Source organism: Geodermatophilus sp. SYSU D00708 (assembly GCF_054050115.1).
In genome coordinates this window covers 1-26,065 of the sequence record NZ_JBJGYS010000011.1, presented here as the reverse complement: position 1 = coordinate 26,065, position 26,065 = coordinate 1, and the positions used below count along the sequence as shown (strand labels likewise).

The window sequence follows — 26,065 nt, the reverse complement described above, 5'->3', positions numbered from 1 at the left end:
TCCCGGTGCCACGACCCGCCGTGCCGGCCCACGACCCCTCCCGCCTGCTGCGCGCCGGCGCCCTGCTCGCCGCCGAACGACTCCGCCCCGGGACCGCCCGGCGCCGGGCGGTGTGCGGCGCGGCCCGCCTGCTCACCGGCCTGGGCGTGCGCGTCGCCGTCCGCGCCCCGTCGACGGCGTGGCCCCGCGCCGGCCGGGACCGCGGCCTGCTCCTGGTGGCCAACTCGGTCTCCCCGCTCGACCCGCTGGTGCTGCTGACCGCCCTGCCCGGCGTCGTCGTCGCCACCTCGGGGCCCGACCGCTTCGCAGGCGTGGCCTGCCCCACCGTTCCGGCCACCGTCGAGGCGGTGCGCGCCGCGCTGGCCGACGGCGCGAAGGTCGTCGTCCGCCCCGAGCTCCCGGCGGGCGGGCCGGCGACGCTGGGCCGCTTCTCCCCCGAGCTGTTCACCGCCGCCGTCGGCACCGGCGCGGCGGTGTGCCCCGTCGTCCTCCGCTACACCGGGGACGGCGGCGCGCCGCCGCCCGCACCGGGCGGCCGGTCCCTGCGCGCGGCGCTGCGCTGGATCGGCAGCGCCCGGGACGTCGTCGTCGAGGTGCGGCCGCTGCCGGCCCTGACCTGGGACGGCGCCACGGCCGAGGAGCTGGCGACGCTCGCCGAGTACGCCGTCGCCGCGCAGCTCGAGCCCAGCCCCTCGGGTCTGGGGACGCGCTGAGGCCCGCTCAGCCGGCGATCGCCGCCTCCAGTGCGGCCCGCTCCTCCGCCTCGAGGCTGGCGAAGGGGTGGTCCACGACGTACAGCCAGCCGCCGTCGGGCTGCCGCCGGGCGACCTCGGCCGTGACCGCCGACATCGACTCGTCGCCCACGGTGTAGGTCCACTCGTTGCTGAGGACCGCCAGGTCCCCCGCCTCGATCGCGTACCGGCTGCGGACCGCCATCCGCCCGCCGAACTGCAGCATCCCCACGTACTGCTCCCGGATGGCCTCGGTCCCCGTCACCGTGGTGCCGTCCACCATGACCAGGGTGGCGTCCGGTTCGTAGAGGGCCACCAGTGCGTCGGCGTCCTGTGCGTTGAACCCCGCCTCGACGGCCGGGTGGATGTCCTCGAGTGCGACGCCGCGGGCCATGGGCCTCTCCCTCCGTGCCGGTGCCGGAGCGACGAACGGTAGCCCTCTGCAACTTCCTCGCCGCCGCGGTCGGGCGCCGCGCCCAGCGTGGGTGGGCGCGGCGTCGTCTGTAGGAGTGCGGTCGTGACCCGGCGTGTGCGCCCTACGCGTCGGTGACCCGCCCGCCGTCGACGGTGAGCCGCCGGGTGGTCACCACCGCGGCCAGCATCCGGCGGTCGTGGGTGACCAGCAGCAGCGTGCCGCGGTAGCCGGCCAGGGCCTGCTCGAGCTGCTCGATCGCGGGCAGGTCGAGGTGGTTGGTCGGCTCGTCGAGCACCAGCACGTTGACCCCGCGCGCCTGCAGCAGCGCCAGCCCGGCGCGGGTGCGCTCGCCGGGCGAGAGCGTGTCGGCCGGGCGCAGCACGTGCTCGGCGGTCAGCCCGTACTTGGCCAGCAGGGTGCGCACCTCGGGCGCCGGCCAGTCGGGGACCTCGGCCGAGAAGGCCGCCAGGAGCGTCTCCGAACCGAGGAACGCCTCCCGGGCCTGGTCGATCTCGCCGATCCGCACCGACGGGCCGAGGGTGGACCGGCCGCCGTCCAGCGGAACCCGCCCGAGCAGGGCGTCGAGCAGGGTGGACTTGCCCGCCCCGTTGGGCCCGGTGATCGCCACCCGGTCACCCCAGTCGACCTGCAGGTCCACCGGGCCCAGGGTGAACCCGCCGCGGTGCACGACCGCCCCGGAGAGGGTGGCCACCACGGCGCCGGCGCGGGGCGCCGCGGCGATCTCCATCCGCAGCTCCCACTCCTTGCGCGGCTCCTCGACCACCTCCAGCCGTTCGATCCGCCGCTCGGTCTGGCGGGCCTTGGCCGCCTGCTTCTCCGAGGTCTGCCGGGCGAAGTTCTTGACGTGCTTGTCGGGGTCCTTGGACTTCTTCATCGCGTCCCGGACGCCCTTGGCCATCCAGTTGCGCTGGGTGCGGGCCCGCGCTTCCAGGCCGGCCCGGGTCTCGGCGTACTCCTCGTACTCCTCGCGGGCGTGCCGGCGGGCGACCTCGCGCTCCACCAGGTAGGCCTCGTAGCCGCCGTCGTGCACCCGCACCAGCTGCTGGGCGAGGTCGAGCTCCACCACCCGGGTCACGGTCCGGGCGAGGAACTCGCGGTCGTGGCTGACCAGCACGATGCCGCCGCGGGCGTCGGTCACGAACCGCTCCAGCTGCGCCAGCCCGGCCAGGTCGAGGTCGTTGGTCGGCTCGTCGAGCAGCAGGAGGTCGTAGCGGGACAGCAGCAGCGCGGCCAGCCCCACCCGCGCGGCCTGGCCGCCGGACAGGCCGGTCGTCGCCGCGTCGAGGCCGACCCCGGGCGCGACGTCGGCGACCACCTGTTCGGCGCGCTCGTCGAGGTCGGCGCCGCCGAGGGCCAGCCAGCGCTCCAGCGCCTCCCCGTAGGCGTCGTCGGCGCCGTCGACCCCGGCGGTGAGCGCCTCGGTCGCGGCGTCCAGGGCGGCCTGCGCGGCGGCCACCCCGGTGCGGCGGGCCAGCGCCTGGCGCACCGTCTCCCCCGGCCGGCGGTCGTGCTCCTGCGGCAGGTACCCCAGGGTGGCCGTCGGCGGGCTGACCGTCACGCTGCCGGACTCGGCGGGCAGGTCGCCGGCGAGGGTGCGCAGCAGCGTGGACTTCCCCGCGCCGTTCACCCCGACCAGACCCACGACGTCGCCGGGGGCGACGACCAGGTCGAGGTCGGAGAACAGGACGCGGGCGCCGTGACCGGCGGCCAGCCCGCGGGCGACGAGGGTGGCACTCACCGCCTCATCCTCCCTGGGCCGTGCCGTCGTCCTCCCCCAGGACCTCGTCGGCCATCTCGTCGAGCATGCCCTCCAGGGACAGGTCGGCCTCGCCCGGCGGACGGCGGCGGACCAGCCACGGCTGGAGCTGCTCGTAGCCGCGCACCGACACCCGCCGCAGCGGCCGCACCCGGTAGCGCGGCAGCCCCCGCAGGTGCCGGGCCAGCTCGCGGTCGACCAGCAGCGTCTCCGGCCGGGCGATGGTGGTCAGCCGGCTGGCCAGGTTCACCACCGGCGAGTAGACGTCGCCGAGGTGGGTGAGCACGGTGCCGTAGGCGGCGCCCACCCGCAGCGGCGGCCGGTCCTCGGCGTGCCAGGCCTCGGGCAGCTCCAGGCCGATCTCCACGGCGTCGATCGCGGAGCCGGCGGTGTAGAGGACGCCGTCCCCCACCGTCTTCACCACCCGGCCGTGGTGGCGGGCGATGACCTCGGCGGCGATGGCCTCGAAGTCCTCCACCATCGCGCCCAGCTCGCGGCCGTTCATGCCCTGGCTGCGGGTCGTGTAGCCGACCAGGTCGGCGAAGCCGACCGCCAGGTCCCGCCGGTCCCCGCCGCCGGCGCTGGCCAGCAGCCGCTCGGCGTTGGCGGCGAGGTGCCGCCGCCAGACGTAGTCCTGCACGGCGCGCAGCAGTGGCAGCAGGCGGCGGGTGCCCTCCACCGCCTGCTCCGGGTCGATCGGCGCTGCTGCGTCCGCCTCGCCGCGGCCGAGGACGCCGGCGAGCAGGTCGGTCTGCCAGTCGGCCAGGCGGGACAGCGACTGCGCCATGGCCCGGACGATCGACGCCTCCGACTCCTCGTCGACGAAGCCGGTGTCGATCAGTGCCGACAGCAGCCCCAGCGCGTGGACGTCGGCGTCGGTGAAGACCAGCTCGTCGTCCTCGGCGTCCGGGAAGCCCAGGGCCCGCCACAGCCGCCGGGTCCGCTCCGAGGACATGCCGGCCACGCGGCCGACGTCCAGCCGCGTGTAGCGCCGCGGGCCCCCGAGGAGCAGGCGTTCCAGTGCCTCGCGGGCGTCGGGCGCGCCGGGGTCCTCCCCCGGGACGGTGTCGGGCAGCGCTCAGCCCGTCGTGTGCACGACCAGCACGTCGACCGGCGAACGGCGGGTCACGTCGGAGGGGACCGAGCCGAGCAGCCGGCCCTTGAGGCTGTTGAGCCCGCGGTTGCCCACGACGAGCAGGTCGGCCTGCTCGCGGCTGACGACGTCGAGCAGCGTCTCGACCGGGGAACCGACGACGGCGATCGGGTAGAGGTCGGTCGCCCCGGCCTCCCGCGCCCGCTCGGCGGCGGTACGCACGGTCTCCTCCGCCGGCCCCGAGCCGATCACCTGGTACGCGTCGTCACCGAAGACGTCGCGCGCCTCCTGCAGCTCGCGGTCGTCGACCCGCGGAGGCACGTAGGCACAGATGATGACCAGCCGGGCGCCGCACGCACCCGACAGCGCCGCGGCGCGCCGCACCGCCCTGAGGGAGGACTCCGACCCGTCGGTCCCGACGACGACCGTGCGATACGCGCTCACGGGCGGGGAACCTACCGGCAGCGGCGCGGGATCGCCGTGTGCAGGGTCACTGCGCGGTGGCCGGGAACAGCGGGAACACGCCGGGCGGAGCCCGCGGTCCGCGCCGGGGCGTGCGCTTGGATGGACCCGTCGTCCGGCTGATCACGAGGAGACCGCCATCCACCCCGGCAGCACCGCCCACCGCGACCCCGTGCGGGTCGAGGTCCGCGGCCTCACCAAGACCTTCGGCGCCGTCCGCGCCGTGGACGACCTGACCTTCACCGTCGAACCCGGTTCCGTGACCGGCTTCCTGGGCCCCAACGGCGCCGGGAAGACCACCACGATGCGGATGGTGCTGGGGCTGGAGCGCCCCGACGCCGGCACCGCGACCTTCGACGGCGTCCCCTACACCGCCCTGTCCTCGCCGGTCCGCACCGTCGGCGCCGTCCTCGAGACGGCCTTCCACCCGGCGCGGTCGGGCCGCAACCACCTGCGGGTGTACTGCCGCGCCGCAGGCCTGCCGATCTCGCGCGCCGACGAGACGCTCGCCCAGGTCGGCCTGGCCGACGCCGGCAACCGGCGGGCCGGCGGCTACTCGCTGGGCATGCGCCAGCGGCTGGCCCTGGCCACGGCGCTGCTCGGCGACCCGGCGGTGCTGGTCCTCGACGAGCCGGCCAACGGGCTGGACCCCGAGGGCATCCAGTGGCTGCGCGGCTTCATCCGCCACCTCGCCCACGACGAGGGCCGCACCGTGCTCGTCTCCAGCCACCTGCTGTCGGAGATGGAGCACACCGCCGACCGGGTGGTCATCGTCGGCGCGGGCCGGCTGGTCCGGGAGGGGTCGATCGCCGAGCTCCGCTCCGGGGCGCAGGGCGCCGGCACCGTCGTCGTCCGCAGCCCGGAGGCCGGCCGGCTGGCCGGGGTCCTCGACGACGCCGGGTTCGCGGTGACCCCCGACGGGGACGGCCTGGTGACCGTCACCGGCACGACCCCCGCCGCCGTCGGTGCGCGGGCCTTCGCCGCCGGCATCGAGCTGCACGAGCTGCGCGCGGAGACCAGCGGCCTGGAGGAGCTGTACTTCCGGCTCACCGCCGGCCAGGAGCAGTACGCCGCGTCCACGACCGACCCGACGCCGCAGGGAGCTGCTCGATGACCGCCCTCGTCCGCGCCGAGTGGACCAAGCTGTTCACCACCCGTGTCTGGCTCGGGCTGCTGCTCGGGTCCTGCGTGATGGTGGCCGGGTTCGCGGTGCTGTTCACCTCCTTCGCCGGCGGCACCGAGAGCGGGCTGCCCCCGGTCGGCAGCGACCAGTACGAGCAGCTGGTCCTGGCCGTCACCGCCAACGTCACGGTGCTGTTCCTGATCCTGGGCATCATCGGGATGACGCAGGAGTACCGGCACCGCACCGCCACCCCGACGTTCCTCACGACGCCCCGCCGCGGCCGGGTGGTGGTCGCCAAGCTGTTCGGCTACGCCCTGGTGGCGGTGCCCTTCGCCCTCGTCGTCATGGCGGTCAACTACCTGGTGGTCGCCGTGCACGCCGGGGCCCGGGGGGCGGCGCCGTCGCTGGCCGGCGACAACCTGCGGATCCTGGCCAGCAGCGGCCTGGCCCTGGTCATCTACGCCGTCATCGGCGTCGGCCTGGGCGCGCTCCTGCGCAACCAGGTGGGGGCCATCGTCGGCGGGCTGGTCTACCTGTTCGTCGTCGAGCCGATCATCCGGTCGATCCCGGCCACGGCGCCGGCCTACAAGTGGCTGCCGGGAGGCGCGCTCGAGGCGATGACGGCGACCTTCCGGGGGCCGGACCTCCTCGCCCCCTGGCAGGGCGGCCTGCTGCTGCTCGGCTACGGTCTGGTCGCCGCCCTGCTGGGCACGCTGCTCGCCGTCCGCCGCGACGTCGTCTGACGAAGGACCCCTGCCCCACCACTCGCAAGCCCGCGGCAGGACCCGGCAGGGGGGCCACCCATCCTCCGATCGGAACGGGGATCCCCCGATGACCACCCGCATGACCGCACAGCGGCTGGCCCGGCTGATCGCCGACGGCGACGTCGAGGCGGTCCGCACCGCCGTCGACGACGCCCCACGCCTGCTGTCCGCCACCGTCGAGCACGCCGGCCAGGGCGGCTGGACCCCGCTGCACCTCGCCGTGGCCTCGGGCCGCACCGAGGTCGTGCGGCTCCTGGCCGCGGCGGGAGCAGACCTGTCGGCCCGCACCGAGCACGACCGGACGCCGCTGCACGTGGCCCTCGAGTTCGCCCCCGCCCTGGTGGCGGTGCTCCGCGAGCTCGGCGCCCCGGTGGACGCGCCCAGTGCCGCCTACCTCGACGACGTCGCCCAGCTCACCACGGAGCTCGCAGCCGGCGCGCCGCTCGCCGACCCGGTCACCGGCGTGGACCTGCTCACGTGGGCCGCGGCGGGCGGCGCGGCCACCACCGCGCGGACGCTGCTCGACCGTGGCGCCGACGCCGACGGCGGCGCGCTGCACGCCGCCGCCGGTCGTGGCCACCTGGAACTGGTCCGGCTGCTGCTCGCCGCCGGCGCCGACGTCAACCGGCGCGACCCCGACTCCGGCCGGTCCGCGCTGCACGTCGCGATCGCCTCGGCGACCGACGGCGGCGCGCCCGAGGTGGTGCGCGTCCTGCTCGACGCCGGCGCCGACGTCAACGCCACCACCAACGACGGCGCCAGCGCCCTGGACATCAGCCGGGTGGCCGCTGCCCGCACGCGGCAGGCCGCCGCAGGTCAGGCCAGCGCCCACGACGCACTCGCCGACCTCCTCGTCGCCCACGGCGCGACGGACTGAGCACGGACCCCGTCCTCCCCACCGCCCGCAGGCCCGCGGGGCGGTGACCTGGACGGGGTCGGTTCACTCCCGGTCCGACCGCAGGTGCGGGCGTAGACTGCCCTCCCGGTCCTAAGACGTCCACCGACGACGAAGAAGGCACTCGCCCCCGTGTCAAGCGTGAGCTCATCCCGGCCGTCCTCCACCCCCTCCTCCTCAGCGGTGGCAGGATTCGGCACCAACGAGTGGCTGGTCGAGGAGATGTACCAGCAGTACCTCGCCGACCCGTCCAGCGTGGACCAGGCGTGGCACGAGTTCTTCGCCGACTACCGGCCCGGTAGCCCGGTCGCGGCCAGCGACGACCGCCAGCAGCCGGCCGCCGCCCCCGACGGGGGCCCGGCCGCGCAGCCGTCGGCCACGTCCTACGCCAGCCCGGCGCCGGCGCAGGAGGTCGCCGCCGAGCCGGCGGCTCCCGCGGCCGCGCCGCAGCAGCCGGCCGGCGACGGCGGCTCGCCGTCCCGCGCCACCCCCGTCGAGCCGAAGACCGAGGCCACCGTCGTGAACCGCGCCGCGGACACCACCGCTGCCCAGAAGCAGGCGACCCCCGCGGCGAAGCCGGCCGCCAAGCCCGCCGCGAAGGCCACCCCCGCGGCCGGCGGCGACGGCCCGAAGCAGACCCCGCTGCGCGGTGCCGCGGCCAGCATCGTCAAGAACATGAACGCGTCGCTGACCGTCCCGACGGCGACCAGCGTGCGCGCGGTGCCGGCCAAGCTGCTGGCCGACAACCGCATCGTCATCAACAACCACCTCGCGCGGGCGCGCGGCGGGAAGGTCTCCTTCACCCACCTGATCGGCTACGCGCTGGTCCGGGCGCTGGACGACTTCCCGGGCATGAACGCCGCCTTCGCCGAGGTCGACGGCAAGCCGACGCTGGTCCAGCCCGAGCACGTCAACTTCGGCCTGGCCATCGACCTGCCCAAGCCCGACGGCACCCGCTCGCTCGTCGTCGCCTCGATCAAGGGCGCCGAGGAGATGGACTTCGCCGGGTTCTGGGCCGCCTACGAGGACATCATCCGCCGCGCCCGCGCCGGCAAGCTGACCCTCGAGGACTACTCGGGCACCACGATCAGCCTGACCAACCCCGGCACCATCGGCACCAACCACTCGGTGCCGCGGCTGACCGCGGGCCAGGGCGCGATCATCGGCGTCGGCGCCATGGAGTACCCCGCCGAGTTCCAGGGGATGAGCCCGGAGGCGCTGACCGAGCTCGGCATCTCCAAGATCATCACGCTGACCTCGACGTACGACCACCGGATCATCCAGGGCGCCGAGTCCGGCGACTTCCTCCGCCGGCTCCACCAGCTGCTGCTCGGCCAGGACGGCTTCTACGACGACGTCTTCCGGTCGCTGCGCATCCCCTACGCCCCGGTGCGCTGGATGCCCGACGTGCGGGTCAGCCACGAGGGCGAGATCGACAAGGAAGCCCGGGTCATCGAGGTCATCGAGGCCTACCGGCGCAACGGCCACCTCATGGCCGACACCGACCCGCTCGAGTACCGGGTCCGCAGCCACCCCGACCTGGACATCCTCGAGCACGGCCTGACCCTGTGGGACCTCGACCGCCAGTTCCCGGTCGGCGGGTTCGCCGGCGAGCGGCTGATGGCGCTGCGCGACATCCTCGGCGTGCTGCGCAACTCCTACTGCCGCACCGTCGGCGTGGAGTACATGCACATCACCGACCCCGAGGAGCGCGAGTGGCTCCAGAAGCGGATCGAGGTCAAGGCCGAGCAGCCCGACCGGGAGAAGCAGAAGCACATCCTCGGCCGACTCAACGCCGCTGAGGCCTTCGAGACCTTCCTGCAGACCAAGTACGTCGGTCAGAAGCGGTTCAGCCTCGAGGGCGGCGAGTCGGTCATCCCGATCCTCGACGAGGTCCTCATCGCCGGCACCGACCACGGCCTCGACGAGGTCGCGATCGGCATGGCGCACCGCGGGCGGCTCAACGTGCTGGCCAACGTGCTGGGCAAGAGCTACAGCAAGATCTTCGGCGAGTTCGAGGGCAACATCGACCCCGGCACCGTCCAGGGCTCCGGTGACGTCAAGTACCACCTGGGCGCCGAGGGCACCTTCGAGAACCCGTTCAAGGGCGGCGCCGAGATCGCCGTCTCGCTGGCCAGCAACCCCTCGCACCTGGAGACGGTCAACCCCGTCCTCGAGGGCATCGCGCGGGCCAAGCAGGACATGATCGACAAGGGCGAGGGCGGGTTCACCGTCATGCCCGTCCTGATCCACGGCGACGCGGCCTTCGCCGGCCAGGGCGTCGTCGCCGAGACGCTCAACCTCTCGCAGCTGCGCGGCTACCGCACCGGCGGCACGGTGCACGTCGTCATCAACAACCAGGTCGGCTTCACCACGAGCCCGGCGCAGTCCCGGTCGAGCCTGTACTCCACCGACGTCGCGCGGATGGTCAACGCGCCGATCTTCCACGTGAACGGCGACGACCCGGAGGCCTGCGTGCGGGTCGCCCGGCTGGCCGTCGACTACCGGCAGGCGTTCAAGAAGGACGTCGTCATCGACATGATCTGCTACCGCCGCCGCGGTCACAACGAGGGCGACGACCCGTCGATGACGCAGCCGCTGATGTACGACATCATCGACCGCAAGCGCTCGGTCCGGAAGCTCTACACCGAGGCGCTGATCGGCCGCGGCGACATCACGCTGGCCGAGGCCGAGGAGGCGCTGAAGGACTACCGCGGTCAGCTGGAGCGGGCCTTCGCCGAGACCCACGACGCGCAGGAGACCTCGAAGGCGCAGCCGGCCATGGACCAGCCGGCGCAGGAGACGCCGGTCGCCACGGCGATCACCACCGAGGTGCTCAAGGCGATCGGCGACGCGCACGTCTCGCTGCCGGCGGACTTCACCGTCCACCCGAAGCTCCAGCGGCTGCTCGAGCGGCGCGCGGCGATGGTCAGCGAGGGCGGCATCGACTGGGCGATGGGCGAGCTGCTCGCCTTCGGTTCCCTGCTCATGCAGGGTGTCCCGGTCCGCCTCGCCGGGCAGGACTCCCGCCGCGGCACCTTCGTCCAGCGCCACTCCGTGCTCATCGACCGGCAGACGTCCGGGGAGTACACGCCGCTGGCGCACCTGGCAGAGGAGCAGGCGAAGTTCTTCGTCTACGACTCGCTGCTCAGCGAGTACGCGGCACTGGGCTTCGAGTACGGGTACTCGCTGGCCAACCCCAAGGCCCTGGTGCTGTGGGAGGCGCAGTTCGGCGACTTCGTCAACGGCGCCCAGATGGTCATCGACGAGTTCATCAGCTCCGGCGAGGCCAAGTGGGGCCAGCGCTCCGGCGTCGTCCTGCTGCTGCCGCACGGCCTCGAGGGCCAGGGCCCGGACCACTCCAGTGGTCGCATCGAGCGGTTCCTGCAGATGTGCGCCGAGAACAACATGACCGTCGCCAACTGCTCGACGCCGGGCAACTACTTCCACCTGCTCCGCCGTCAGGCGCTGTCGGACGTGCACCGGCCGATGGTGGTGTTCACGCCCAAGTCGCTGCTGCGGGCCAAGGCCGCCGTCAGCCCGGTCGCGGACTTCACCGAGGAGAACTTCCGCCCGGTGCTGCCCGACCCGGGCGTGGGTGGCGAGCCGCTCGACGACGGCGCCGTCCGCCGCGTGCTGCTGTGCAGCGGCAAGGTCGCCTACGACCTGCTGGCGCAGCGCGAGGCCGACGGCCGCGCCGACACGGCCGTCCTGCGGGTCGAGCAGCTGTACCCGCTGCCGGCCGAGCAGATCCGCGCGGCCGTGGACCGGTACCCGAACGCCACCGACCTGGTGTGGGTGCAGGAGGAGCCGGCCAACATGGGCGCCTGGCAGTTCATGGCGATCAACCTGCCCGAGCACCTCGGCGGGCGTCCGCTGCGCCGGATCAGCCGCCGCGCCTCGGCCAGCCCGGCCGTCGGCTCGGCCAAGGTGCACGAGGCCGAGCAGAAGCAGCTGGTCGCGCAGGCCTTCGCCGACTGAGCCGCGCCCACCACGACGCCCGGCTCCCGGATCACCCGGGAGCCGGGCGTCGTGGTTTTCTGGGGCGTGTACTTCACCGACAGGGGTCTCGAGGAGCTGGCCGAGCGGCGGGGCGACGAGCAGGTCACCCTCGCCTGGCTGGCCGACCAGATGCAGGCGTTCGTCGACGCGTTCCCCGACTTCGAGGTGCCGGTCGAGCGGCTGGCCACCTGGCTGGCCCGCGGCGGCACCGACGACGAGGACTGAAGGAGGACCTCCCCCGGCGGCACGCTCAGGCAGGTCTCGGCACCTGGCCGCGGTGGGAGTCCGGAGGACGACAGACGGCATTGCCTAGCCTCGGGGCATGGGCACCGTCCTCGCCGTCCTCCACGTCGTGACCGCCGTCTTCCTCATCGGGCCGATGGCCCTGCTCCCGCACACCGGCCTGCGGGCCGTTCGGACGGGCAACACCGCGGCGGTCGAGTTGCTCACCCGGTCGACCCGGGTGTTCAGCTGGGCGTCGCTGGCGGTCGCGGTGTTCGGCTTCGGGGTCTCCGGGATCTACGGCATCCCGCTGTCGCGGACGTGGCTGTGGCTCTCGATCGTGCTCTACCTGCTGGCGCTGGTGGTCAGCCTCGTCCTCGTCGTCCCGTCGCTCGACCGGGCCGCGTCCTCCCTGCGCCGCGGCGACTCCTCCGCCAAGGCGCTCTACGGACGGATCGCGGCCGGGGGCGGCGTCGTCACCCTGCTGCTGGTGGCCGTCGCGGTGCTGATGGTCTGGAAGCCTTGAAGAAGGGCCCTGCTGCCCCCCACGCCTCGCGAGCTCAGGCGGAGGGCCCCTGCAGCAGGGCCACGGAGCGCCTCCCCGATCGGAGCGTGGTTCGCGGGCACGCTGGGTGCGTGCTCGGTCACTCCCACGCGCTCTCGGGGCTCGCCGCGGGCGCCGCGACACTGCCCTGGGCCCCGGTGGAGGGTCCCGTCGCCCAGGTCGCGTGGATCGCCGCGGCCGGCGGCTTCGCCATGCTGCCCGACCTCGACCACAGCGGGTCGACGGTCTCGGACATGTGGGGCCCGGTCACCGACGTCCCCTCCGGGGCGATCGGGCGGCTCGCGCAGGGCCACCGCTGGGGCACCCACGACGCCGTCCTGGCCCCGGTCGCGTTCGGGGCGCTCGCGCTGGCCGCGGCGAATGCGTTCTGGTCGAGCCTGCTGCTCATGGCCCTGGCCATCGGGCTGGCGCTGCGGGCCCTGCACTTCGTGATCCCCGGGCGGGCGGAGAACACCGTCGTCGGCAACCTCGTGCTGTCCTGGGCCGGCGCCTGGCTGCTGCTGGCGCACATGCCCCAGCCCGCCTGGCTGCCGTGGGCGGTGGCCCTGGGCGTGCTGACCCACATCGCGGGCGACGCCATCACCACGCAGGGTGTGCCGGTGCCGGTCCTCTGGCTGCTCAAGCGCTGCCGGCTGAAGCTCACCCCGCTGCGCACCGGCACCGTGCTGGAGAAGGCCGTGCTGGCGCCCGCCTTCGTGCTCGTGACGCTGTGGTTCGTCTACGAGAACACCGGGGTCCGGCAGGCGCTCGAGCCCTGGCTGCACGACCTGAACGGCCTGGGCTGACCGGAGGAGGTCCGTGCGCGTGACCCGCACGAACCTCCTCCGGTCGACTCACCGGGTGACGCCCTGCTCCCGCGCGCAGGCGGACACCGCGGCGGCGACGGCCTCGGCCACCCGGCGGTCCAGCGGGCTGGGGACGACGTAGTCCGGGCGGACGTCGTCGCCCACGACGTCGGCGATCGCGGTCGCCGCGGCCAGCTTCATCTCCTCGGTGATGCTGGTCGCGCCGGCGTCGATCGCCCCGCGGAAGACCCCGGGGAAGGCCAGCACGTTGTTGATCTGGTTGGGCTCGCCACTGCGGCCGGTGGCCACCACCGCCGCGTACCGGGCCGCCATGTCCGGGTCCACCTCGGGGATCGGGTTGGCCAGCGAGAACACGATGCAGTCCGGCGCCATCGAGGCGATCACCGACTCGGGCACCGATCCGCCGGACAGGCCCAGGTAGACGTCGGCACCCTCGAGCGCGCCGGCCATCGTGCCCGCGTAGCCCGCCCGGTTGGTGTTCTCGACGACCCACCGCTTGATCGGCGTGAGGTCCTCGCGGCCGGCGTGCAGGACCCCCCGGGAGTCGGCCACGGCGATGTCCCCGATGCCCGCCTCGAGCAGGATCTTCGTGCAGGCCACGCCCGCGGCGCCGGCGCCGGAGACGACCACCCGCAGGTCACCGATCTCCCGGCCGACCACCCGCGCCGCGTTGCGCAGCGCGGCCAGCACGACGATCGCCGTCCCGTGCTGGTCGTCGTGCATGACCGGGATGTCCAGCCGCTCGCGCAGCCGCTCCTCGATCTCGAAGCACCGCGGGGCGCTGATGTCCTCGAGGTTGATCCCGCCGAAGGACGGCGCGATCGCCGCCACCGTCTCCACGATCGCGTCGACGTCGGTGGTGGAGAGGACGACCGGCACCGACGACAGCCCGGCGAACTCGCTGAACAGGCAGGCCTTGCCCTCCATGACCGGCAGCGCCGCCGCCGGTCCGATGTCGCCCAGGCCGAGGACGGCGGTCCCGTCGGAGACCACCGCGACCACGCGCGGCGCCCAGGTGAACCGCCGCGCGAGCTCCGGCTCGGCGGCGATCGCGCTGGAGACCCGGGCGACCCCCGGGGTGTAGGTGAGGGCCAGGTCCGCCACGGAGTCGATGGACCGGGTCGGGCGGACCGCGAGCTTGCCGCCCTCGTGGACGGCGAAGGCCGGGTCCTCGGCGAAGCGGTCGGCGGTCCGGTCGTGCAGCTGCTGCTCGCCCATGGACCCGGGAGCGTAATCCAGTCGTGACCTGCTCCGCCCGGCGCGTGGTCGGCCCCGTCGGGGTGAGGGCAGGGGTGTCCTCGGCGGGCGGGCCGCGGGGCGCGGGATACCGTCCCGGCGTGCAGATCCGCGAGCTCGCCGTCCGGGACGCCTACGCCCTCGACCTGGTCCCCCACGGCGACGCCCGCGGCCGGTTCACCGAGTGGTACCGCGCGGACGTGCTCTCCGGTGCGCTCGGCTTCGGCCTCACCCTGGCGCAGGCCAACCACAGCGTGTCCGCCCGCGGGGTGCTGCGCGGGGTGCACTTCGCGCTGGTGCCGCCCGGGCAGGCCAAGTACGTGTACTGCCCGGCCGGGCGGGTGCTCGACGTCGTCGTCGACGTCCGGGTCGGCTCGCCGACGTTCGGCGCGCACGAGGCCGTCGTCCTCGACAGCGAGACGCCGCGCGCGGTGTACCTGGCCGAAGGCCTCGGTCACGCCTTCGTCGCGCTGGCCGACGGCAGCTCGGTGACCTACCTGGTCTCCAGCGGCTACGACCCGGCGCGGGAGTTCGGCATCGACCCGCTGGACCCGGGCCTGGCGCTCCCGTGGCCGGAGGACGTCGAGTTCGAGCTGTCGGCCAAGGACCGGGAGGCGCCGACCCTGGAGCAGGCGCGCGAGCAGGGGCTGCTGCCGACGATGGAGCAGTGCGCGGCGCGGTACGCGCAGCTACGCGCCGGCAGCTGAGTCCGGGCGCGACGCCAGCCGGCCCGGTCGCGGCCACAGCCGGCCCACCACCCGGCCGACGACGACGGCGGCCCCGAAGGCCCGGCTGTCGTCGGTGACGAGCGGGTTGTCGCCCTCCACCCAGTGACCGCCGGGCACCCCGCGGCGCACCCGCTTGACGACCAGCAGCTCCGGCCGGGCGGGGAACCGGGCCAGGACGACGTCCCCGGGGGCGACGGCGCCGTCGGCGGCGACCCGGCGCACCAGCAACCGGTCGCCGTGGCGCACCGTCGGCGACATGGACGGCCCGGCCACCCGGGCCACCACCCACGGCGTGACCAGCGGCGGAACAACCGGGGGCAGCTCCTCCGCGGGTCTGTGGTCGCCGTTCACCGGGAGTAGGGTCGCAGACGAACGAACCCACCGAGACCCGGAGGTCAGTCCATGCGATTCCGCATGTTCTCCGCCGTGGAGGCCACCGCGCACTGCGACCTCCCCTGCGGCGTGTACGACCCGGCCCAGGCCCGCATCGAGGCGGAGTCGGTCAAGGCCATCCAGGAGAAGTACCAGGCCAACGACGACCCGGCCTTCCGCACCCGGGCGATCCTGATCAAGGAGCAGCGCTCCGACCTGGTCAAGCACCACCTGTGGGTGCTGTGGACCGACTACTTCAAGCCCCCGCACTTCGAGAAGTACCCGCAGCTGCACGAGCTGTTCAACAAGGCCACCAAGCAGGCCGGTGCGGCCGGCGGCAAGGGCAGCATGGACCCGGCCGAGGGTCAGAAGCTGCTCGACTACATCGCCGAGATCGACAAGATCTTCTGGGAGACGAAGGCCGCGGCCTGACCGCTCCCCCGAGCAGCGGCGCCGATCGACGGGGAGACCCGCCGGCCGGCGCCGCTGCCGTCTCCGGTCCCACCCACCGCCGCGGCGCCGTCCGCGCTCCAGCCGAACCCGCCGGGAGGTCCAGCATCGACATCGGGGCACTTCTCCAGCGGGTCGAGGACGCGGCACCGATCGAGGCCGTCGAGGCCGTCGCCGCCACCCTGGCCGACCAGGTCGGGGCCCGGGCGGTCAGCCTGCTGATCGCCGACTTCAGCGGCAAGGCCGTCGTCCGCCTCACCTCCACGGCTCCGGTCGAGGGCGCGCGCACCCAGCACGCCGAGCAGGCCGAGACGGTGCCGCTCGAGGGCACCGTCTTCGAGCGGGTCCTGCGTGCACAGCAGGTCGACGTGCGGCGCGAGGGCGACCTGTACCAGGTGCTCGTCCCCGTGACCGACCGCGGGGACGCGATCGGCCTGATCGAGATGCTGCTCCCCCGGTCCCCCACGCCGCAGGAGGTCGAGCAGGTGCGCAGCGCGGCGCACGCGCTGGCCTACGTCGTCATCGCCGCCCGCCGGTACACCGACGTGTTCGAGTGGGGCCAGCGCACCACGCCGTTCTCCCTCGCGGCCGAGATCCAGCGCCGGCTGCTGCCCAGCTCCTACACCTGCGAGGCCGCGCAGTTCACGCTCGCGGGCTGGCTGGAGCCGGCCAGCTCCGTGGGCGGGGACACCTTCGACTACACGCTGGACCGCGACGGCCTGCAGCTGTCGATCACCGATGCCGTCGGCCACCAGATCCCGGCGTCCCTGCTCGCGACCCTGCTCGTCGGCGGTCTGCGCAACGGCCGGCGCCGGGGCATGGACCTGCTCGAGCAGGCCCGGTTCGCCAACGACGCGCTGGCCGAGAACGCTGCTGCGGGCCTGTTCGTCACCGGGCAGCTGGTGCGGCTGGACCTGCGCACGGGAGCGGCCCGCATCGTCAACGCCGGCCACCCGCTCCCCCTGCGGCTCCGGGCCGGCCGGGTGTCCGAGGTGGAGCTGGCCATCGACCCGCCGTTCGGCGTCCGGCCGGGCGGGTCGTTCACCGTCCAGCCCTTCGACCTGGAGCCGGGTGACCGGGTCGTCTTCCTCACCGACGGCATGCAGGAGCGCAACGCCGCCTCCCTCGACGTCGCCGCCGCGCTGGCCGACACCGCCGACCTGCACCCGCGGGAGGTCGTGCACGCCCTCGGCGCCGCGGTCCTCGGCGCCACTGGCGGCGATCTCAAGGACGATGCGACGATGCTGTGCCTGGACTGGTACGGCGGCCCACCGCGGCCCCGGGAGAGCGAGCACGGCGCCGATCCCGCCCGCGTCTCCCCGCCCACCACCGCCCGGTGACGCCGGGTGCGTCCCGGTACCGTTTGACCACGATGCGCATCGACCCGGCCGGGTGGCCGTTCATCACCGGACCTCTGGCTCCCGCGGCCCTGACCACCGTCGTCGGGCGGGTGTCCGGACGGCGCGGCCTCCGGCTCGCCGCCTGGCCGTTCGTGGCCCTGTCGGCCTACATGGCCCTGTTCTTCCGCGACCCCGACCGCCGGTGCGACGCCGAGCCGCCGGCGCCCGACGACGTCCTCTCCCCCGCCGACGGCGTGGTGATGGTCGCCGGGGAGCCGCAGGAGGGCGTCGCGCCCGAGGGCGACTGGCAGCAGGTCAGCGTGTTCCTCTCCGTGGTCGACGTGCACGTCAACCGCTCGCCGTACCGGGGCGAGGTCGTGGAGAGCTCGTACCGCAAGGGCAGCTTCCTGGCCGCGTACCGCAAGGAGTCGGCGCACCGCAACGAGCGCAGCGAGATCTGGCTGCGCGATGGCGACCGCACCGTGGTCTTCCGCCAGATCGTCGGCGTCCTCGCCCGGCGGATCGTCACCCGCACCGGAGTCGGGCGGCACCTGGCCACCGGCGAGCGGATGGGGCTGATGAAGTTCGGCTCGCGGATGGACGTGTTCGTCCCCCGCGACTGCACGATCGCCGTCCACACGGGGCAGCGCGTGCGGGGCGGCGAGACCGTCATCGCCCGCTGGCCCGCGGCCGGCTGAGGAGGCGGCCATGCCCAGCTCCGCGTCCGGCGCGCGCCCGCCGCAGACCCGGCGCACGGCCACCGTCGAGTTCGTCCGCGGATCGGTGCGGGGCAGCCGGCGGCGGGCCCTCGCCACCCTGCCCAGCCTGTTCACCCTCGCCAACATGATGTGCGGCTTCGCCGCGATCCTGGTCTCCATCCGGGGGCAGTACACGCTCGCCGCCGTCCTGGTGGGGCTGTCGGTGGTCTTCGACATCACCGACGGCGCGGTCGCCCGGCTGGTGGGCGCGGTGACCCCGTTCGGCCTGCAGTTCGACTCGCTGGCCGACCTGGTCTCCTTCGGGCTGGCCCCGGCGCTGCTGGCGTTCACCCTCTTCTCGGAGGGCCGGGACGAGTGGGACCCGCTGGGCTGGATCGCCTGCTTCCTGTGGGTGGCCTGCGCCGCGATCCGGCTGGCGCGCTTCAACACCACGATCGACCCGACGGCCGACAAGCGGTACTTCACCGGCATGCCCAGCCCCGGTGCGGCCGGCGTCGTGCTGGCCTCGGTGTTCGCGTTCGGCGACCAGATGCAGGGCCGCGACCGGCTGTGGGTGCTGCTCATCGTCGCCGTCCCGGCGCTGCTGATGGTCAGCACCATCCGGTTCCGCTCGTTCCGGTCGCTGGTCAGCCCCAAGAGCGGGCGCCCCTATGGGCTGATCGTCGCGGCACTGGCCGTCGTCGTCGGGTTCGCCCTCGTCCCGGTGATCACCGGGTGCGTGCTCGCCTACGGTTACCTGCTGGCGCCGGTGCTCGTGCCGGCCCTGTCCCCCCTCACCCGGCTGGTGCCGACCCGCGTCAAGGAGCTCCTCACATGAGCGTCCGTCCGATCCGCCCCGACGACGTCCCCGCCGTGGTCGGGCTGGTCCGGGAGCTGGCCGAGTACGAGAAGGCCGCCCACGAGGTGCAGCTGACCGAGGAGCAGCTGACCGCCGCGCTGTTCGGCGACTCCCCCGCGCTGTTCGGGCACGTCGCGGACGTCGGCGGCGAGGTCGTCGGGACGGCGCTGTGGTTCCTCAACTTCTCCACCTGGCGCGGCACCCACGGCATCTACCTCGAGGACCTCTACGTGCAGCCCGCGCACCGCGGCAGCGGCCTGGGCCGCGAGTTGCTGCGCACGCTCGCCGAGCTGTGCGTGCAGCGCGGCTACGGCCGGCTGGAGTGGTCGGTGCTGGACTGGAACACCCCCTCGATCGACTTCTACGAGGCCGCCGGCGCGGTGCCGATGGACGAGTGGACGGTCTTCCGGCTCACCGACGACGCCCTGTCCGCGTTCGCCGCCGACCGTCGCGTGCGCGCGTGAGCACCGAGCGCAAGCCGCCGGAGTGCTGGCTCACCGACATGGACGGCGTCCTGGTGCACGAGGGCCAGGCGCTGCCCGGTGCCGCCGACTTCCTGTCGCGGCTGGTCGAGCTGGAGCGCCGCTTCCTGGTGCTCACCAACAACTCGATCTTCACGCCGCGGGACCTCGCCGCTCGGCTGTCCCGCTCGGGCCTGCAGGTGCCCGAGGAGTCGATCTGGACCTCGGCCCTGGCCACGGCGGACTTCCTGTCCAGTCAGCTGCCCGGCGGCTCGGCGTACGTCATCGGCGAGGCGGGGCTGACCACCGCGCTCTACGAGGCCGGCTACACGCTCACGGACACCGACCCGGACTACGTCGTCCTCGGTGAGACGCGCACCTACTCGTTCGAGGCGATCACCCGGGCGATCCGGCTGGTCGGCAACGGCGCCCGGTTCATCGCGACCAATCCCGACGTCACCGGCCCCTCCCCCGAGGGCCCGCTCCCCGCCACGGGATCGGTCGCGGCGATGATCACCAAGGCGACCGGCGCCGAGCCGTACTTCGTCGGGAAGCCCAACCCGATGATGTTCCGCAGCGCGATGAACCGGATCTCCGCGCACTCGGAGTCGACGGTGATGATCGGCGACCGCATGGACACCGACGTCGTCGCCGGCATCGAGGCCGGGCTGGACACGGTCCTGGTGCTCACCGGGTCGACTCGCGCGGCCGACGTCGCACGTTTCCCGTTCCGCCCGAGCCGGGTGCTCGACTCGATCGCCGACGTCGTCGAGCTCGTGTGAGGGCCCCTCAGCGCTGCTGGGAGAACGCCAGCCGGGCCTCGGGGGCCATCAGCAGGTACAGCACCGCCGCGGCCAGCACCAGCAGCGGGATGCCGACCAGCGGGCCGTTCCACTCGAACGTCGAGTAGACGCCGAACAGCGCCAGGAACAGCTGCACCGCGACGACCGGGCCGCGCGCCCACGCGGCCACCCGCCACAGGCCGACGGCGGCGGCGCCGAGCAGGGCGGCGAACAGCCCGACGAAGACGACCTCGGCCACCGCCCGCGGCACGCTGTCCGGGGTCGAGGTGAAGGTCAGGAAGAGCAGCCACACGGCGACGGCGGCCAGCGCGGCCGCCTCCAGGCCGACCACCAGCGCGGCGCGGCGCACCGCCGGCGGCGCCTCGGACGGGGGCCGGGCCGGGCGCGCCGGGGAGGGCTCGGCGGCACTCCCCAGCAGCCGTTCGGACAGCCGGCGCTCCCGCGGCGGCCGGGCTCCTGGCTGCTCGGTCACGGCCGCGAGGGTACGCGCCGGACGCCCCGGCGCCCGGCTCCGCCCGCACCTGCCGGGCTGCAGCCGCTGCCCTGGCTAGCCTGGACGTCATGCGCGCGCTCGTGGTGGCCAACCCCGCGGCGACGACGACCTCCCGCAGGGTCCGCGACGAGGTCCTGGCCACCCTGGCCGGTGAGCTCAAGGTGGACGTCGCCGAGACCACCCACCGCGGGCACGGCAGTGACCTGGCCCGGGCCGCCGGCGCCGACGGCGTGGACGTCGTCGTCGCGCTCGGCGGTGACGGCACCGTCAACGAGGTGGTCAACGGGCTGCTGCACGCTGGTCCGGGTCCCGCGGTGCCGCTGCTGGCGGTGGTACCCGGCGGGTCCACGAACGTCTTCTCGCGGGCACTGGGGCGCTCCCGGGACCCGCTGGCGGCGGCCGCGGAGATCCTGGACTCGCTGCGGGCCGGGCGCACCCGGCGCGTCTCCCTGGGCACCGCGAGCGCCCGCGGCACCACGGCCGCGACGGTCGCGCTGCCCGACCCGGTGGTCGCCCAGGAGGCCGCGGACGCCGCTGCCGCCGCCTCTCCGGGGTGGACCGACCCGCGGTGGTTCGTGTTCAGCGCCGGTCTCGGGTTCGACGCCGACGTCATCGGCCGCGTGGAGGCGCACCGGGCCCGGGGACGGCGCTCGAGCGGGGTCCTCTACGTGTGCGAGGCGACCGCGGCGTTCGTGTTCGGGCGGGAGCGCCGGGACCCGCCGATGACGCTGGAGCAGCCCGGGGAACCACCGATGGACGGGTTGTTCCTCTGCCTGGTCTCCAACGTGGCGCCGTGGACCTACCTCGGGGCGCGGCCGGTCAACCCGAGCCCGGAGGCGTCGTTCGACACCGGCCTGGACGTGTTCGCCATGGGCCGCGTGGGCGTGTTCCGGATGCTCCACCACGTGCGGCAGGTGTTCGCCCGCCGTCCCGACGCGCGGGGGCGGGGTGTGCACCGGGTGCACGACCTGCCGTGCGTCACCCTCACGGCGCGGCGTCCGCAGGGCTGGCAGCTCGACGGCGACCACCTGGGGACGGCGACGGGACTGCGGGTGCGCAGTGTCCCCGCCGCCCTGCGCGTCGTCGTCTGACGCCGACTGGAACACCCCAGCGAGCGTCGGCGAGCGACGAACGGACCGGCGGCGGAAGGGCTGTCGGGGAGCACCCGAGCGGCTGTCGACGGGCCCGCTGTCAAGGCCCCCGAGACCGGGCCCACAGGGGATCTCCACCACACTCCGGAGAGAACTGGTCGTTCTCGGAACGGGCCTCTCACCTGCGGCTTTGCGCACGTCGGCCGGTCGATGTCAATGTCCAACGCCGCGGGAGCGTCCAGTCGAGTGGCGCACCTAGCATGCCCGTGGTGAGCTTGCTCACGAGGGGTCGACCGAAGCCTCCGATTCGCTTGACAGGCCTCTTCTCCGTGAAAACATCGCGTGAGGAAGGCAACCTGTCGGTAACAAATGCACTAAGTCGCTGTGCCATGGCGCTGGTCAACCCGGTGTCGGCCTGCGGAACCGTCCGCGGCCGGCGACTGATGCACCACACCGTAGACGACATCGAGGAGAACACCGCCATGGACTGGCGCCACCGCGCGCTCTGCCGCGACGAGGACCCGGAGCTGTTCTTCCCCATCGGGACGAGCGGTCCGGCTCTCGGGCAGATCGAGCAGGCCAAGGGTGTGTGCCGGCGCTGCCCGGTCGTGGAGTCCTGCCTGGACTGGGCCCTGCGCTCGGGTCAGGACTCCGGCGTCTGGGGTGGGCTCTCCGAGGACGAGCGGCGCGCGCTCAAGCGGCGCCAGGCTCGTACTCGGGTGCACACCGCCTGAACCCACCGCGATCCGGCTCCGGGCCTGCCGCCCGGCACCGCCACACGGAACCGTCACGAGGCCGGTCCGGGGACGTCCCCGGCCGGCCTCGCGGCTGTTTCACGGTCGTCATGCCGAGGTGCCGTCCCCGGCACGCCCTCACCGCCGGAGGCGGCCGGCGCCGGGCAGGGTGAGCACCACCTCGGTCCCCGGCCGGCCGGTGGACGGGCTGCCCATGGTCAGCCCTCCGCCCAGCTCACTGGTGACCAGCGTCCGCACGATCTGCAGGCCCAGGCCCTCGCTGGCGGCCACGTCGAAGCCCTCGGGCAGCCCCTGCCCGTCGTCCCGGACCCGGACGACCAGGTCGTCGCCCTCGCGCTCGGCCACCAGCTCGATGCTGCCCGGGACGCCGTCCGGGAAGGCGTGCTCGGCGGCGTTGTGCAGCAGCTCGGTGACCGCCAGGACCAGTGGGGTCGCCGCGACCGCGGGCAGCTCGCCGAACTGGCCCACCCGCCGGGTCCGCGCGGCCGGGCCCACCGAGGTCAGGTCGCCCAGCATCGGCAGCACCTGGTCGAGCACGTCGTCGACGTCCACGACGTCCTCCCGGCTGCCGGCCAGCGTCTCGTGGACCACCGCGATCGACGCCACGCGGCGCACCGACTCCTCCAGCGCCTCCCGCGCCGCCGGCTCGGTCATCCGGCGGGCCTGCAGCCGCAGCAGCGCCGCCACCGTCTGCAGGTTGTTCTTCACCCGGTGGTGGATCTCGCGGATGGTGGCGTCCTTGGTCAGGAGCGCCCGGTCACGCCGGCGGACGTCGGTCACGTCGCGCACCAGCACCAGCGCACCCTCCTCCGCGCCCGGGGCCTGCAGCGGCAGGGCGCGCACGAGCAGCGTGGCCGTGACGCCCTCGACGTCCATCGGGTCGGGGAACCGGCCCAGGACCGCCGCGCGGATCCCGGCGGCGACCGCCTCACCGGCCACGCGGTCGGCCGCGGAGTCCCGGGTCAGCCGTGCCAGGTCGGCGCCGACGACGTCCCCGGTCACCCCCATCCGGCGGTAGGCCGACAGGGCGTTGGGGCTGGCGTAGACGGCGCGCCCGGCCCCGTCCAGGCGGACCAGGCCGTCGCCCACGCGCGGGCTGAGCTCGGCGTCGAGGATCTTCTGCGGCGGGAAGGTGCCGGCCGACACCATGAGGCAGAGGTCGGCGGCGATGTCGAGGTAGGTCAGCTCCAGGGTGGACGGCGCCCGGGTCACGGCGAGGTTGGTGTCCCGGGCCAGGACGGCGACGACGACGCCGTCGTGCCGCACCGGGATCACCTCGCGTCGGCGTGGGGTGGCCCCCGACCAGTCCGGCTCGCCCTCGGTCACCGGACGGCCCTCGCGGTGGGCGACCTCGAACGGCTCCGCGGCCGGACCCTCGACCTCCGAGCCGACCAGGTCCTCGGGCAGGCTGGTCGGCGCGGTCAGCGGCCGCACCTGGGCCACGCACCACCACGCGCCCGACGACAGCGGAACCCACAGCGTGAGGTCGGCGAAGGACAGGTCGGACAACAGCTGCCAGTCGGCGACCAGCCGGCGGGCGTGGTCGACCTGGGCCGGAGCGGACGCCGAGCCGCGGGTGAGTCGTTCGGAGAGGCTGCTCATGGTGTCCCCGAGGGTAGGGAAGACCCACCTAGGCCCACCTAGGCTCCCCGGCGTGGTCTCCCCCGCCGGCGCGTCGTCCCTGCCCCTCGAGCCGCCGGTGTCCGTCGGGCCCGCGCGCCCCGACGACTTCGCGGCCATCGCCGAGCTGACCGTGCGCGTGTACGTCGACGGCGGCCTGGCCCCGCCCGAGTACGTGCCAGCGCTGGCCGACGTCGAGGGCCGGGCCTCGCGCGCGGAGCTGCTCGTCGCCCGGGACCGGGACGGGCAGGTGCTGGGCAGCGTGGCGCTGGTGCTCGAGGGCGACTTCGGCGAGGTGATCGAGTCCGACGAGGAGGCCGCTTTCCGCATGCTCGTCGTCGACCCGGCGGAGCGGGGTCTGGGCATCGGCGAGCGGCTGGTGGCCGGCTGCCTGGACCGGGCGCGCGCGGCCGGCAAGCGGCGGATGGTGCTCTCCACGGACCCGCGGATGACCACAGCCCACCGGCTCTACGAACGGCTGGGCTTCACCCGGCTCGCGGCCCGCGACTGGTCACCCGTCCCCGGGGTGGACCTGCGCGTCTACGCCCTCGACCTCTGAGGCGGCGCCGTCCTGGGCCGGCCCGTCCTCCTTCAGTCGTCGACGGTCGCGATGAGGTCGCCCTCCTGGAGCACCTCGCCCTCGACGACGTGCAGCTCGCGGACCGTGCCGGCGCGCTCGGTGAGGACGGGGATCTCCATCTTCATCGACTCGAGGATCACCAGGGTGTCGCCGGCCACGACCTGGCTGCCGGGTTGCACGAGCACCTTCCAGACGCTCGACACCATCTCGGCGTGGATCTCCTCGACCGCCACCTGCACCTCCCGGGCTGACCTGCGGTCCATCCAAGCACGCGGGGCACCCGGGCCCGGTCGTCAGCCTGCGGGGCTGGGGTGGCCGGCGGCCAGCCGGTCGAGCACCGGGCAGATCTCCGGGCCGTCGTGCGGGACACCGGTCTCCGGCAGCCCGGTGAGCACCTCGCTGGCCGCCCGCGCGGCCGTCGCGGTGTCGGCGGCACCGGCGCTGACCGTGGCCAGCAGCGCGTCGTACCAGCCGTCGAGCCGGTCGCCGGGCTCGTAGCCGCTGACGGCCACCACCTCGACGTCGGCTGCGTCCCCCTGGCGGAAGGCGGTCTGCGGCAGCCGGCCGGTGACCCGACCGGCGGTGCCCGGCGGCAGGGTCGACCGCAGCTGGACGGCGACCGCCTTCCGCGGCGTCCGTCCCGGGCCCGGGTCCGCCGCGGCCCGGCCCCCGGCGGCGCTGCGCAGCGCGAGCTCGACGGCGTCCACCCCGTGCGCGCGCTCCAGCACGGCCATGTCCAGGGAGAACCCGGCGGCCACCTCGGCGAGCTCGCCGTCGGGCGCGATGCCGACGGTCGCCAGGCCGCGCCAGCCCACCTCGGCCAGCCGCTTGGCGGCCGGGGGCAGCTCGACCGGCTCGTCCGGCGTCCACGAGACGCGTGCGATGCCGGCGGCCCGGTCGCGACAGACCGGCGTGGTGGCGTGCAGGCCCGCGTCGGTGACCCAGGCGAGGAACCCCCGCTCGCTGGCCGGCTCGACGCCGTCCCCGCCGAGGCGCTCCAGGACAGCCGCCGACGGCCCCACCCAGGTCAGCCCGGCGGCGACGACGGCCCCGGCGAGCCGCGCGTTGCCGGCCAGCGCCGGCGGCACGGGCAGGACGGCGGCCACGCCGCTGCGGCGGGCGGCCTCGACGATCCGGTCGACCGCGAGGTAGGACTCCGCGGCCGGCGCCGGGCCGAGCAGGATCGCGTCGTCGGCCAGCCGGACGTGGCGCGCGGAGCGGTCGGCCTCGGAGTGGACGGCGACCGTCTTGACGTCCAGCCGCGTGCAGGCGGCCATCACCGCGCACGCCACAGGGCCCCGCCCCGCGACGAGGACGCTCTCGATCCCGACCTGTGCCACCGTGCCGACCCTCTCCCGATGGTGCGCGTGCCGTGCCCAGCCTCACCCGCCACGGGCCTTCCCCGCCAGAGGGAGGGTGGCGGGCGAGGTCGTGAGAGGCTGGAGGGGTCAGCTTGACGGGTTCGCCGGTCCCGCACGCTCGCGGTCCCCGGCGCCCGGAGGGATCCAGGGGCCCGCGACCGGGCCCGCAGCAGCAGCGAGGAGAGGAGGGCAGCGATGTCCAAGCGTGGACGCAAGCGGCGCTCCCGCAAGGGGAACAAGGCCAACCACGGCAAGCGGCCCAACGCCTGAGAGAGGACCCCGTCCTCCCCGCCGCTCGCAAGCTCGCGGCGGTGCCTTGGACGGGGCCGAACGCAGCAGCGCCCCACCGCCTCAGGCGGTGGG

General features: G+C 74.4%; 29 protein-coding genes. 19 read left to right on the top strand and 10 right to left on the bottom strand.

Annotated elements, in window-relative coordinates; translation table 11 throughout:
* Positions 1 to 5: 5 nt before the first annotated feature.
* Positions 6 to 713, top strand: coding sequence for a hypothetical protein (locus ACI79D_RS11235; RefSeq protein ID WP_456918490.1), 708 nt, complete (start codon positions 6 to 8; stop codon positions 711 to 713).
* Between the two features lie 7 nt (positions 714 to 720).
* Here ACI79D_RS11235 and ACI79D_RS11230 read toward each other — a convergent pair whose 3' ends face one another.
* From ACI79D_RS11230 to ACI79D_RS11215, 4 genes are all read right to left on the bottom strand, one after another.
* Positions 721 to 1,125 carry a YybH family protein gene (locus tag ACI79D_RS11230; RefSeq protein ID WP_456918489.1) on the bottom strand — a complete coding sequence of 135 codons (405 nt, stop codon included), beginning with the start codon at positions 1,123 to 1,125 and terminating at the stop codon, positions 721 to 723.
* 142 nt (positions 1,126 to 1,267) lie between these two features.
* Positions 1,268 to 2,905, bottom strand: coding sequence for an ABC-F family ATP-binding cassette domain-containing protein (locus tag ACI79D_RS11225; protein WP_456918488.1), 1,638 nt, complete (start codon positions 2,903 to 2,905; stop codon positions 1,268 to 1,270).
* Between the two features lie 4 nt (positions 2,906 to 2,909).
* Positions 2,910 to 3,878 (bottom strand): adenylate/guanylate cyclase domain-containing protein, encoded by a 969-nt coding sequence (locus ACI79D_RS11220; protein ID WP_456918487.1) that lies wholly within the window; start codon positions 3,876 to 3,878, stop codon positions 2,910 to 2,912.
* A 123-nt stretch (positions 3,879 to 4,001) separates the two neighbouring features.
* Positions 4,002 to 4,460 carry a universal stress protein gene (locus tag ACI79D_RS11215; protein ID WP_456918486.1) on the bottom strand — a complete coding sequence of 153 codons (459 nt, stop codon included), beginning with the start codon at positions 4,458 to 4,460 and terminating at the stop codon, positions 4,002 to 4,004.
* A 190-nt stretch (positions 4,461 to 4,650) separates the two neighbouring features.
* Between ACI79D_RS11215 and ACI79D_RS11210 the strand changes: the two genes are divergently transcribed.
* The 7 genes from ACI79D_RS11210 to ACI79D_RS11180 all read left to right on the top strand — a co-directional run bounded on the left by ACI79D_RS11210 (position 4,651) and on the right by ACI79D_RS11180 (position 12,834).
* Entirely contained in the window at positions 4,651 to 5,592 is a 942-nt protein-coding gene (locus ACI79D_RS11210) for an ABC transporter ATP-binding protein (protein ID WP_456918485.1), read from the top strand.
* Positions 5,589 to 6,344 carry an ABC transporter permease gene (locus ACI79D_RS11205; RefSeq protein ID WP_456918484.1) on the top strand — a complete coding sequence of 252 codons (756 nt, stop codon included), beginning with the start codon at positions 5,589 to 5,591 and terminating at the stop codon, positions 6,342 to 6,344. Before ACI79D_RS11210 ends, ACI79D_RS11205 begins: the two co-directional genes overlap by 4 nt.
* An 88-nt stretch (positions 6,345 to 6,432) precedes the next feature.
* A complete protein-coding gene (locus tag ACI79D_RS11200; RefSeq protein ID WP_456918483.1) occupies positions 6,433 to 7,242 on the top strand; it encodes an ankyrin repeat domain-containing protein in 810 nt (269 codons plus the stop codon).
* A gap of 201 nt (positions 7,243 to 7,443) precedes the next feature.
* Positions 7,444 to 11,241, top strand: a complete 3,798-nt coding sequence (locus ACI79D_RS11195; RefSeq protein ID WP_456918482.1) for a multifunctional oxoglutarate decarboxylase/oxoglutarate dehydrogenase thiamine pyrophosphate-binding subunit/dihydrolipoyllysine-residue succinyltransferase subunit — start codon at positions 7,444 to 7,446, stop codon at positions 11,239 to 11,241.
* Positions 11,242 to 11,292: 51 nt separating this feature from the next.
* On the top strand, positions 11,293 to 11,487 hold the full coding sequence (locus tag ACI79D_RS11190; RefSeq protein WP_456918481.1) for a DUF6104 family protein: 195 nt from the start codon (positions 11,293 to 11,295) through the stop codon (positions 11,485 to 11,487).
* Between the two features lie 97 nt (positions 11,488 to 11,584).
* Entirely contained in the window at positions 11,585 to 12,010 is a 426-nt protein-coding gene (locus ACI79D_RS11185) for a DUF2269 family protein (RefSeq protein WP_456918480.1), read from the top strand.
* 110 nt (positions 12,011 to 12,120) lie between these two features.
* The gene (locus ACI79D_RS11180; protein ID WP_456918479.1) at positions 12,121 to 12,834 is read left to right on the top strand and encodes a metal-dependent hydrolase; all 714 of its coding nucleotides are present in this window, start codon (positions 12,121 to 12,123) and stop codon (positions 12,832 to 12,834) included.
* 48 nt (positions 12,835 to 12,882) lie between these two features.
* On the opposite strand, the gene ACI79D_RS11175 is transcribed toward ACI79D_RS11180, so the two are convergent.
* Positions 12,883 to 14,073 carry an NAD(P)-dependent malic enzyme gene (locus ACI79D_RS11175; RefSeq protein WP_456918478.1) on the bottom strand — a complete coding sequence of 397 codons (1,191 nt, stop codon included), beginning with the start codon at positions 14,071 to 14,073 and terminating at the stop codon, positions 12,883 to 12,885.
* A 119-nt stretch (positions 14,074 to 14,192) separates the two neighbouring features.
* On the opposite strand from ACI79D_RS11175, the gene ACI79D_RS11170 reads away from it, so the two are divergent.
* Positions 14,193 to 14,798, top strand: coding sequence for a dTDP-4-dehydrorhamnose 3,5-epimerase family protein (locus tag ACI79D_RS11170; RefSeq protein WP_456918477.1), 606 nt, complete (start codon positions 14,193 to 14,195; stop codon positions 14,796 to 14,798).
* On the opposite strand, the gene ACI79D_RS11165 is transcribed toward ACI79D_RS11170, so the two are convergent.
* On the bottom strand, positions 14,781 to 15,170 hold the full coding sequence (locus ACI79D_RS11165) for a S26 family signal peptidase (RefSeq protein WP_456918476.1): 390 nt from the start codon (positions 15,168 to 15,170) through the stop codon (positions 14,781 to 14,783). The genes ACI79D_RS11170 and ACI79D_RS11165 overlap by 18 nt on opposite strands.
* 51 nt (positions 15,171 to 15,221) lie before the next feature.
* Here ACI79D_RS11165 and sodN point away from each other — a divergent pair, with 51 nt between their 5' ends.
* The 6 genes from sodN (at position 15,222) to ACI79D_RS11135 (ending at position 19,781) form a co-directional block, all read left to right on the top strand.
* Positions 15,222 to 15,623 (top strand): superoxide dismutase, Ni, encoded by a 402-nt coding sequence (gene sodN / locus ACI79D_RS11160; protein ID WP_456918475.1) that lies wholly within the window; start codon positions 15,222 to 15,224, stop codon positions 15,621 to 15,623.
* Positions 15,624 to 15,748: 125 nt separating this feature from the next.
* Positions 15,749 to 16,981, top strand: a complete 1,233-nt coding sequence (locus ACI79D_RS11155; RefSeq protein ID WP_456918585.1) for a PP2C family protein-serine/threonine phosphatase — start codon at positions 15,749 to 15,751, stop codon at positions 16,979 to 16,981.
* A 32-nt stretch (positions 16,982 to 17,013) separates the two neighbouring features.
* The gene (locus tag ACI79D_RS11150; protein WP_456918474.1) at positions 17,014 to 17,679 is read left to right on the top strand and encodes a phosphatidylserine decarboxylase; all 666 of its coding nucleotides are present in this window, start codon (positions 17,014 to 17,016) and stop codon (positions 17,677 to 17,679) included.
* Positions 17,680 to 17,689: 10 nt separating this feature from the next.
* Positions 17,690 to 18,517 (top strand): CDP-diacylglycerol--serine O-phosphatidyltransferase, encoded by an 828-nt coding sequence (gene pssA, locus ACI79D_RS11145; protein ID WP_456918473.1) that lies wholly within the window; start codon positions 17,690 to 17,692, stop codon positions 18,515 to 18,517.
* Positions 18,514 to 19,002, top strand: a complete 489-nt coding sequence (locus ACI79D_RS11140; protein WP_456918472.1) for an N-acetyltransferase family protein — start codon at positions 18,514 to 18,516, stop codon at positions 19,000 to 19,002. Before pssA ends, ACI79D_RS11140 begins: the two co-directional genes overlap by 4 nt.
* Positions 18,999 to 19,781 (top strand): HAD-IIA family hydrolase, encoded by a 783-nt coding sequence (locus ACI79D_RS11135; protein WP_456918471.1) that lies wholly within the window; start codon positions 18,999 to 19,001, stop codon positions 19,779 to 19,781. Before ACI79D_RS11140 ends, ACI79D_RS11135 begins: the two co-directional genes overlap by 4 nt.
* Before the next feature lie 7 nt (positions 19,782 to 19,788).
* Here ACI79D_RS11135 and ACI79D_RS11130 read toward each other — a convergent pair whose 3' ends face one another.
* Entirely contained in the window at positions 19,789 to 20,274 is a 486-nt protein-coding gene (locus ACI79D_RS11130; RefSeq protein WP_456918470.1) for a hypothetical protein, read from the bottom strand.
* Positions 20,275 to 20,363: 89 nt separating this feature from the next.
* On the opposite strand from ACI79D_RS11130, the gene ACI79D_RS11125 reads away from it, so the two are divergent.
* Together ACI79D_RS11125 and ACI79D_RS11120 are read left to right on the top strand one after the other, a co-directional pair.
* Positions 20,364 to 21,386 carry a diacylglycerol/lipid kinase family protein gene (locus ACI79D_RS11125; protein WP_456918469.1) on the top strand — a complete coding sequence of 341 codons (1,023 nt, stop codon included), beginning with the start codon at positions 20,364 to 20,366 and terminating at the stop codon, positions 21,384 to 21,386.
* Positions 21,387 to 21,715: 329 nt separating this feature from the next.
* Entirely contained in the window at positions 21,716 to 22,120 is a 405-nt protein-coding gene (locus ACI79D_RS11120; protein ID WP_456918468.1) for a WhiB family transcriptional regulator, read from the top strand.
* A 138-nt stretch (positions 22,121 to 22,258) separates the two neighbouring features.
* Here the strand turns inward: ACI79D_RS11120 and ACI79D_RS11115 are convergent, their stop codons facing one another.
* Complete coding sequence (locus ACI79D_RS11115) at positions 22,259 to 23,743, bottom strand: sensor histidine kinase (RefSeq protein WP_456918467.1); 1,485 nt, start codon at positions 23,741 to 23,743, stop codon at positions 22,259 to 22,261.
* A 52-nt stretch (positions 23,744 to 23,795) separates the two neighbouring features.
* On the opposite strand from ACI79D_RS11115, the gene ACI79D_RS11110 reads away from it, so the two are divergent.
* A complete protein-coding gene (locus tag ACI79D_RS11110; protein ID WP_456918466.1) occupies positions 23,796 to 24,320 on the top strand; it encodes a GNAT family N-acetyltransferase in 525 nt (174 codons plus the stop codon).
* 32 nt (positions 24,321 to 24,352) lie between these two features.
* Here ACI79D_RS11110 and ACI79D_RS11105 read toward each other — a convergent pair whose 3' ends face one another.
* Complete coding sequence (locus tag ACI79D_RS11105) at positions 24,353 to 24,604, bottom strand: biotin/lipoyl-binding carrier protein (protein ID WP_456918465.1); 252 nt, start codon at positions 24,602 to 24,604, stop codon at positions 24,353 to 24,355.
* 30 nt (positions 24,605 to 24,634) lie between these two features.
* The gene (locus ACI79D_RS11100) at positions 24,635 to 25,681 is read right to left on the bottom strand and encodes a biotin carboxylase N-terminal domain-containing protein (protein ID WP_456918464.1); all 1,047 of its coding nucleotides are present in this window, start codon (positions 25,679 to 25,681) and stop codon (positions 24,635 to 24,637) included.
* A gap of 216 nt (positions 25,682 to 25,897) precedes the next feature.
* Between ACI79D_RS11100 and ACI79D_RS11095 the strand changes: the two genes are divergently transcribed.
* Complete coding sequence (locus ACI79D_RS11095) at positions 25,898 to 25,972, top strand: 50S ribosomal protein bL37 (protein ID WP_014377707.1); 75 nt, start codon at positions 25,898 to 25,900, stop codon at positions 25,970 to 25,972.
* Positions 25,973 to 26,065 lie beyond the last annotated feature (93 nt).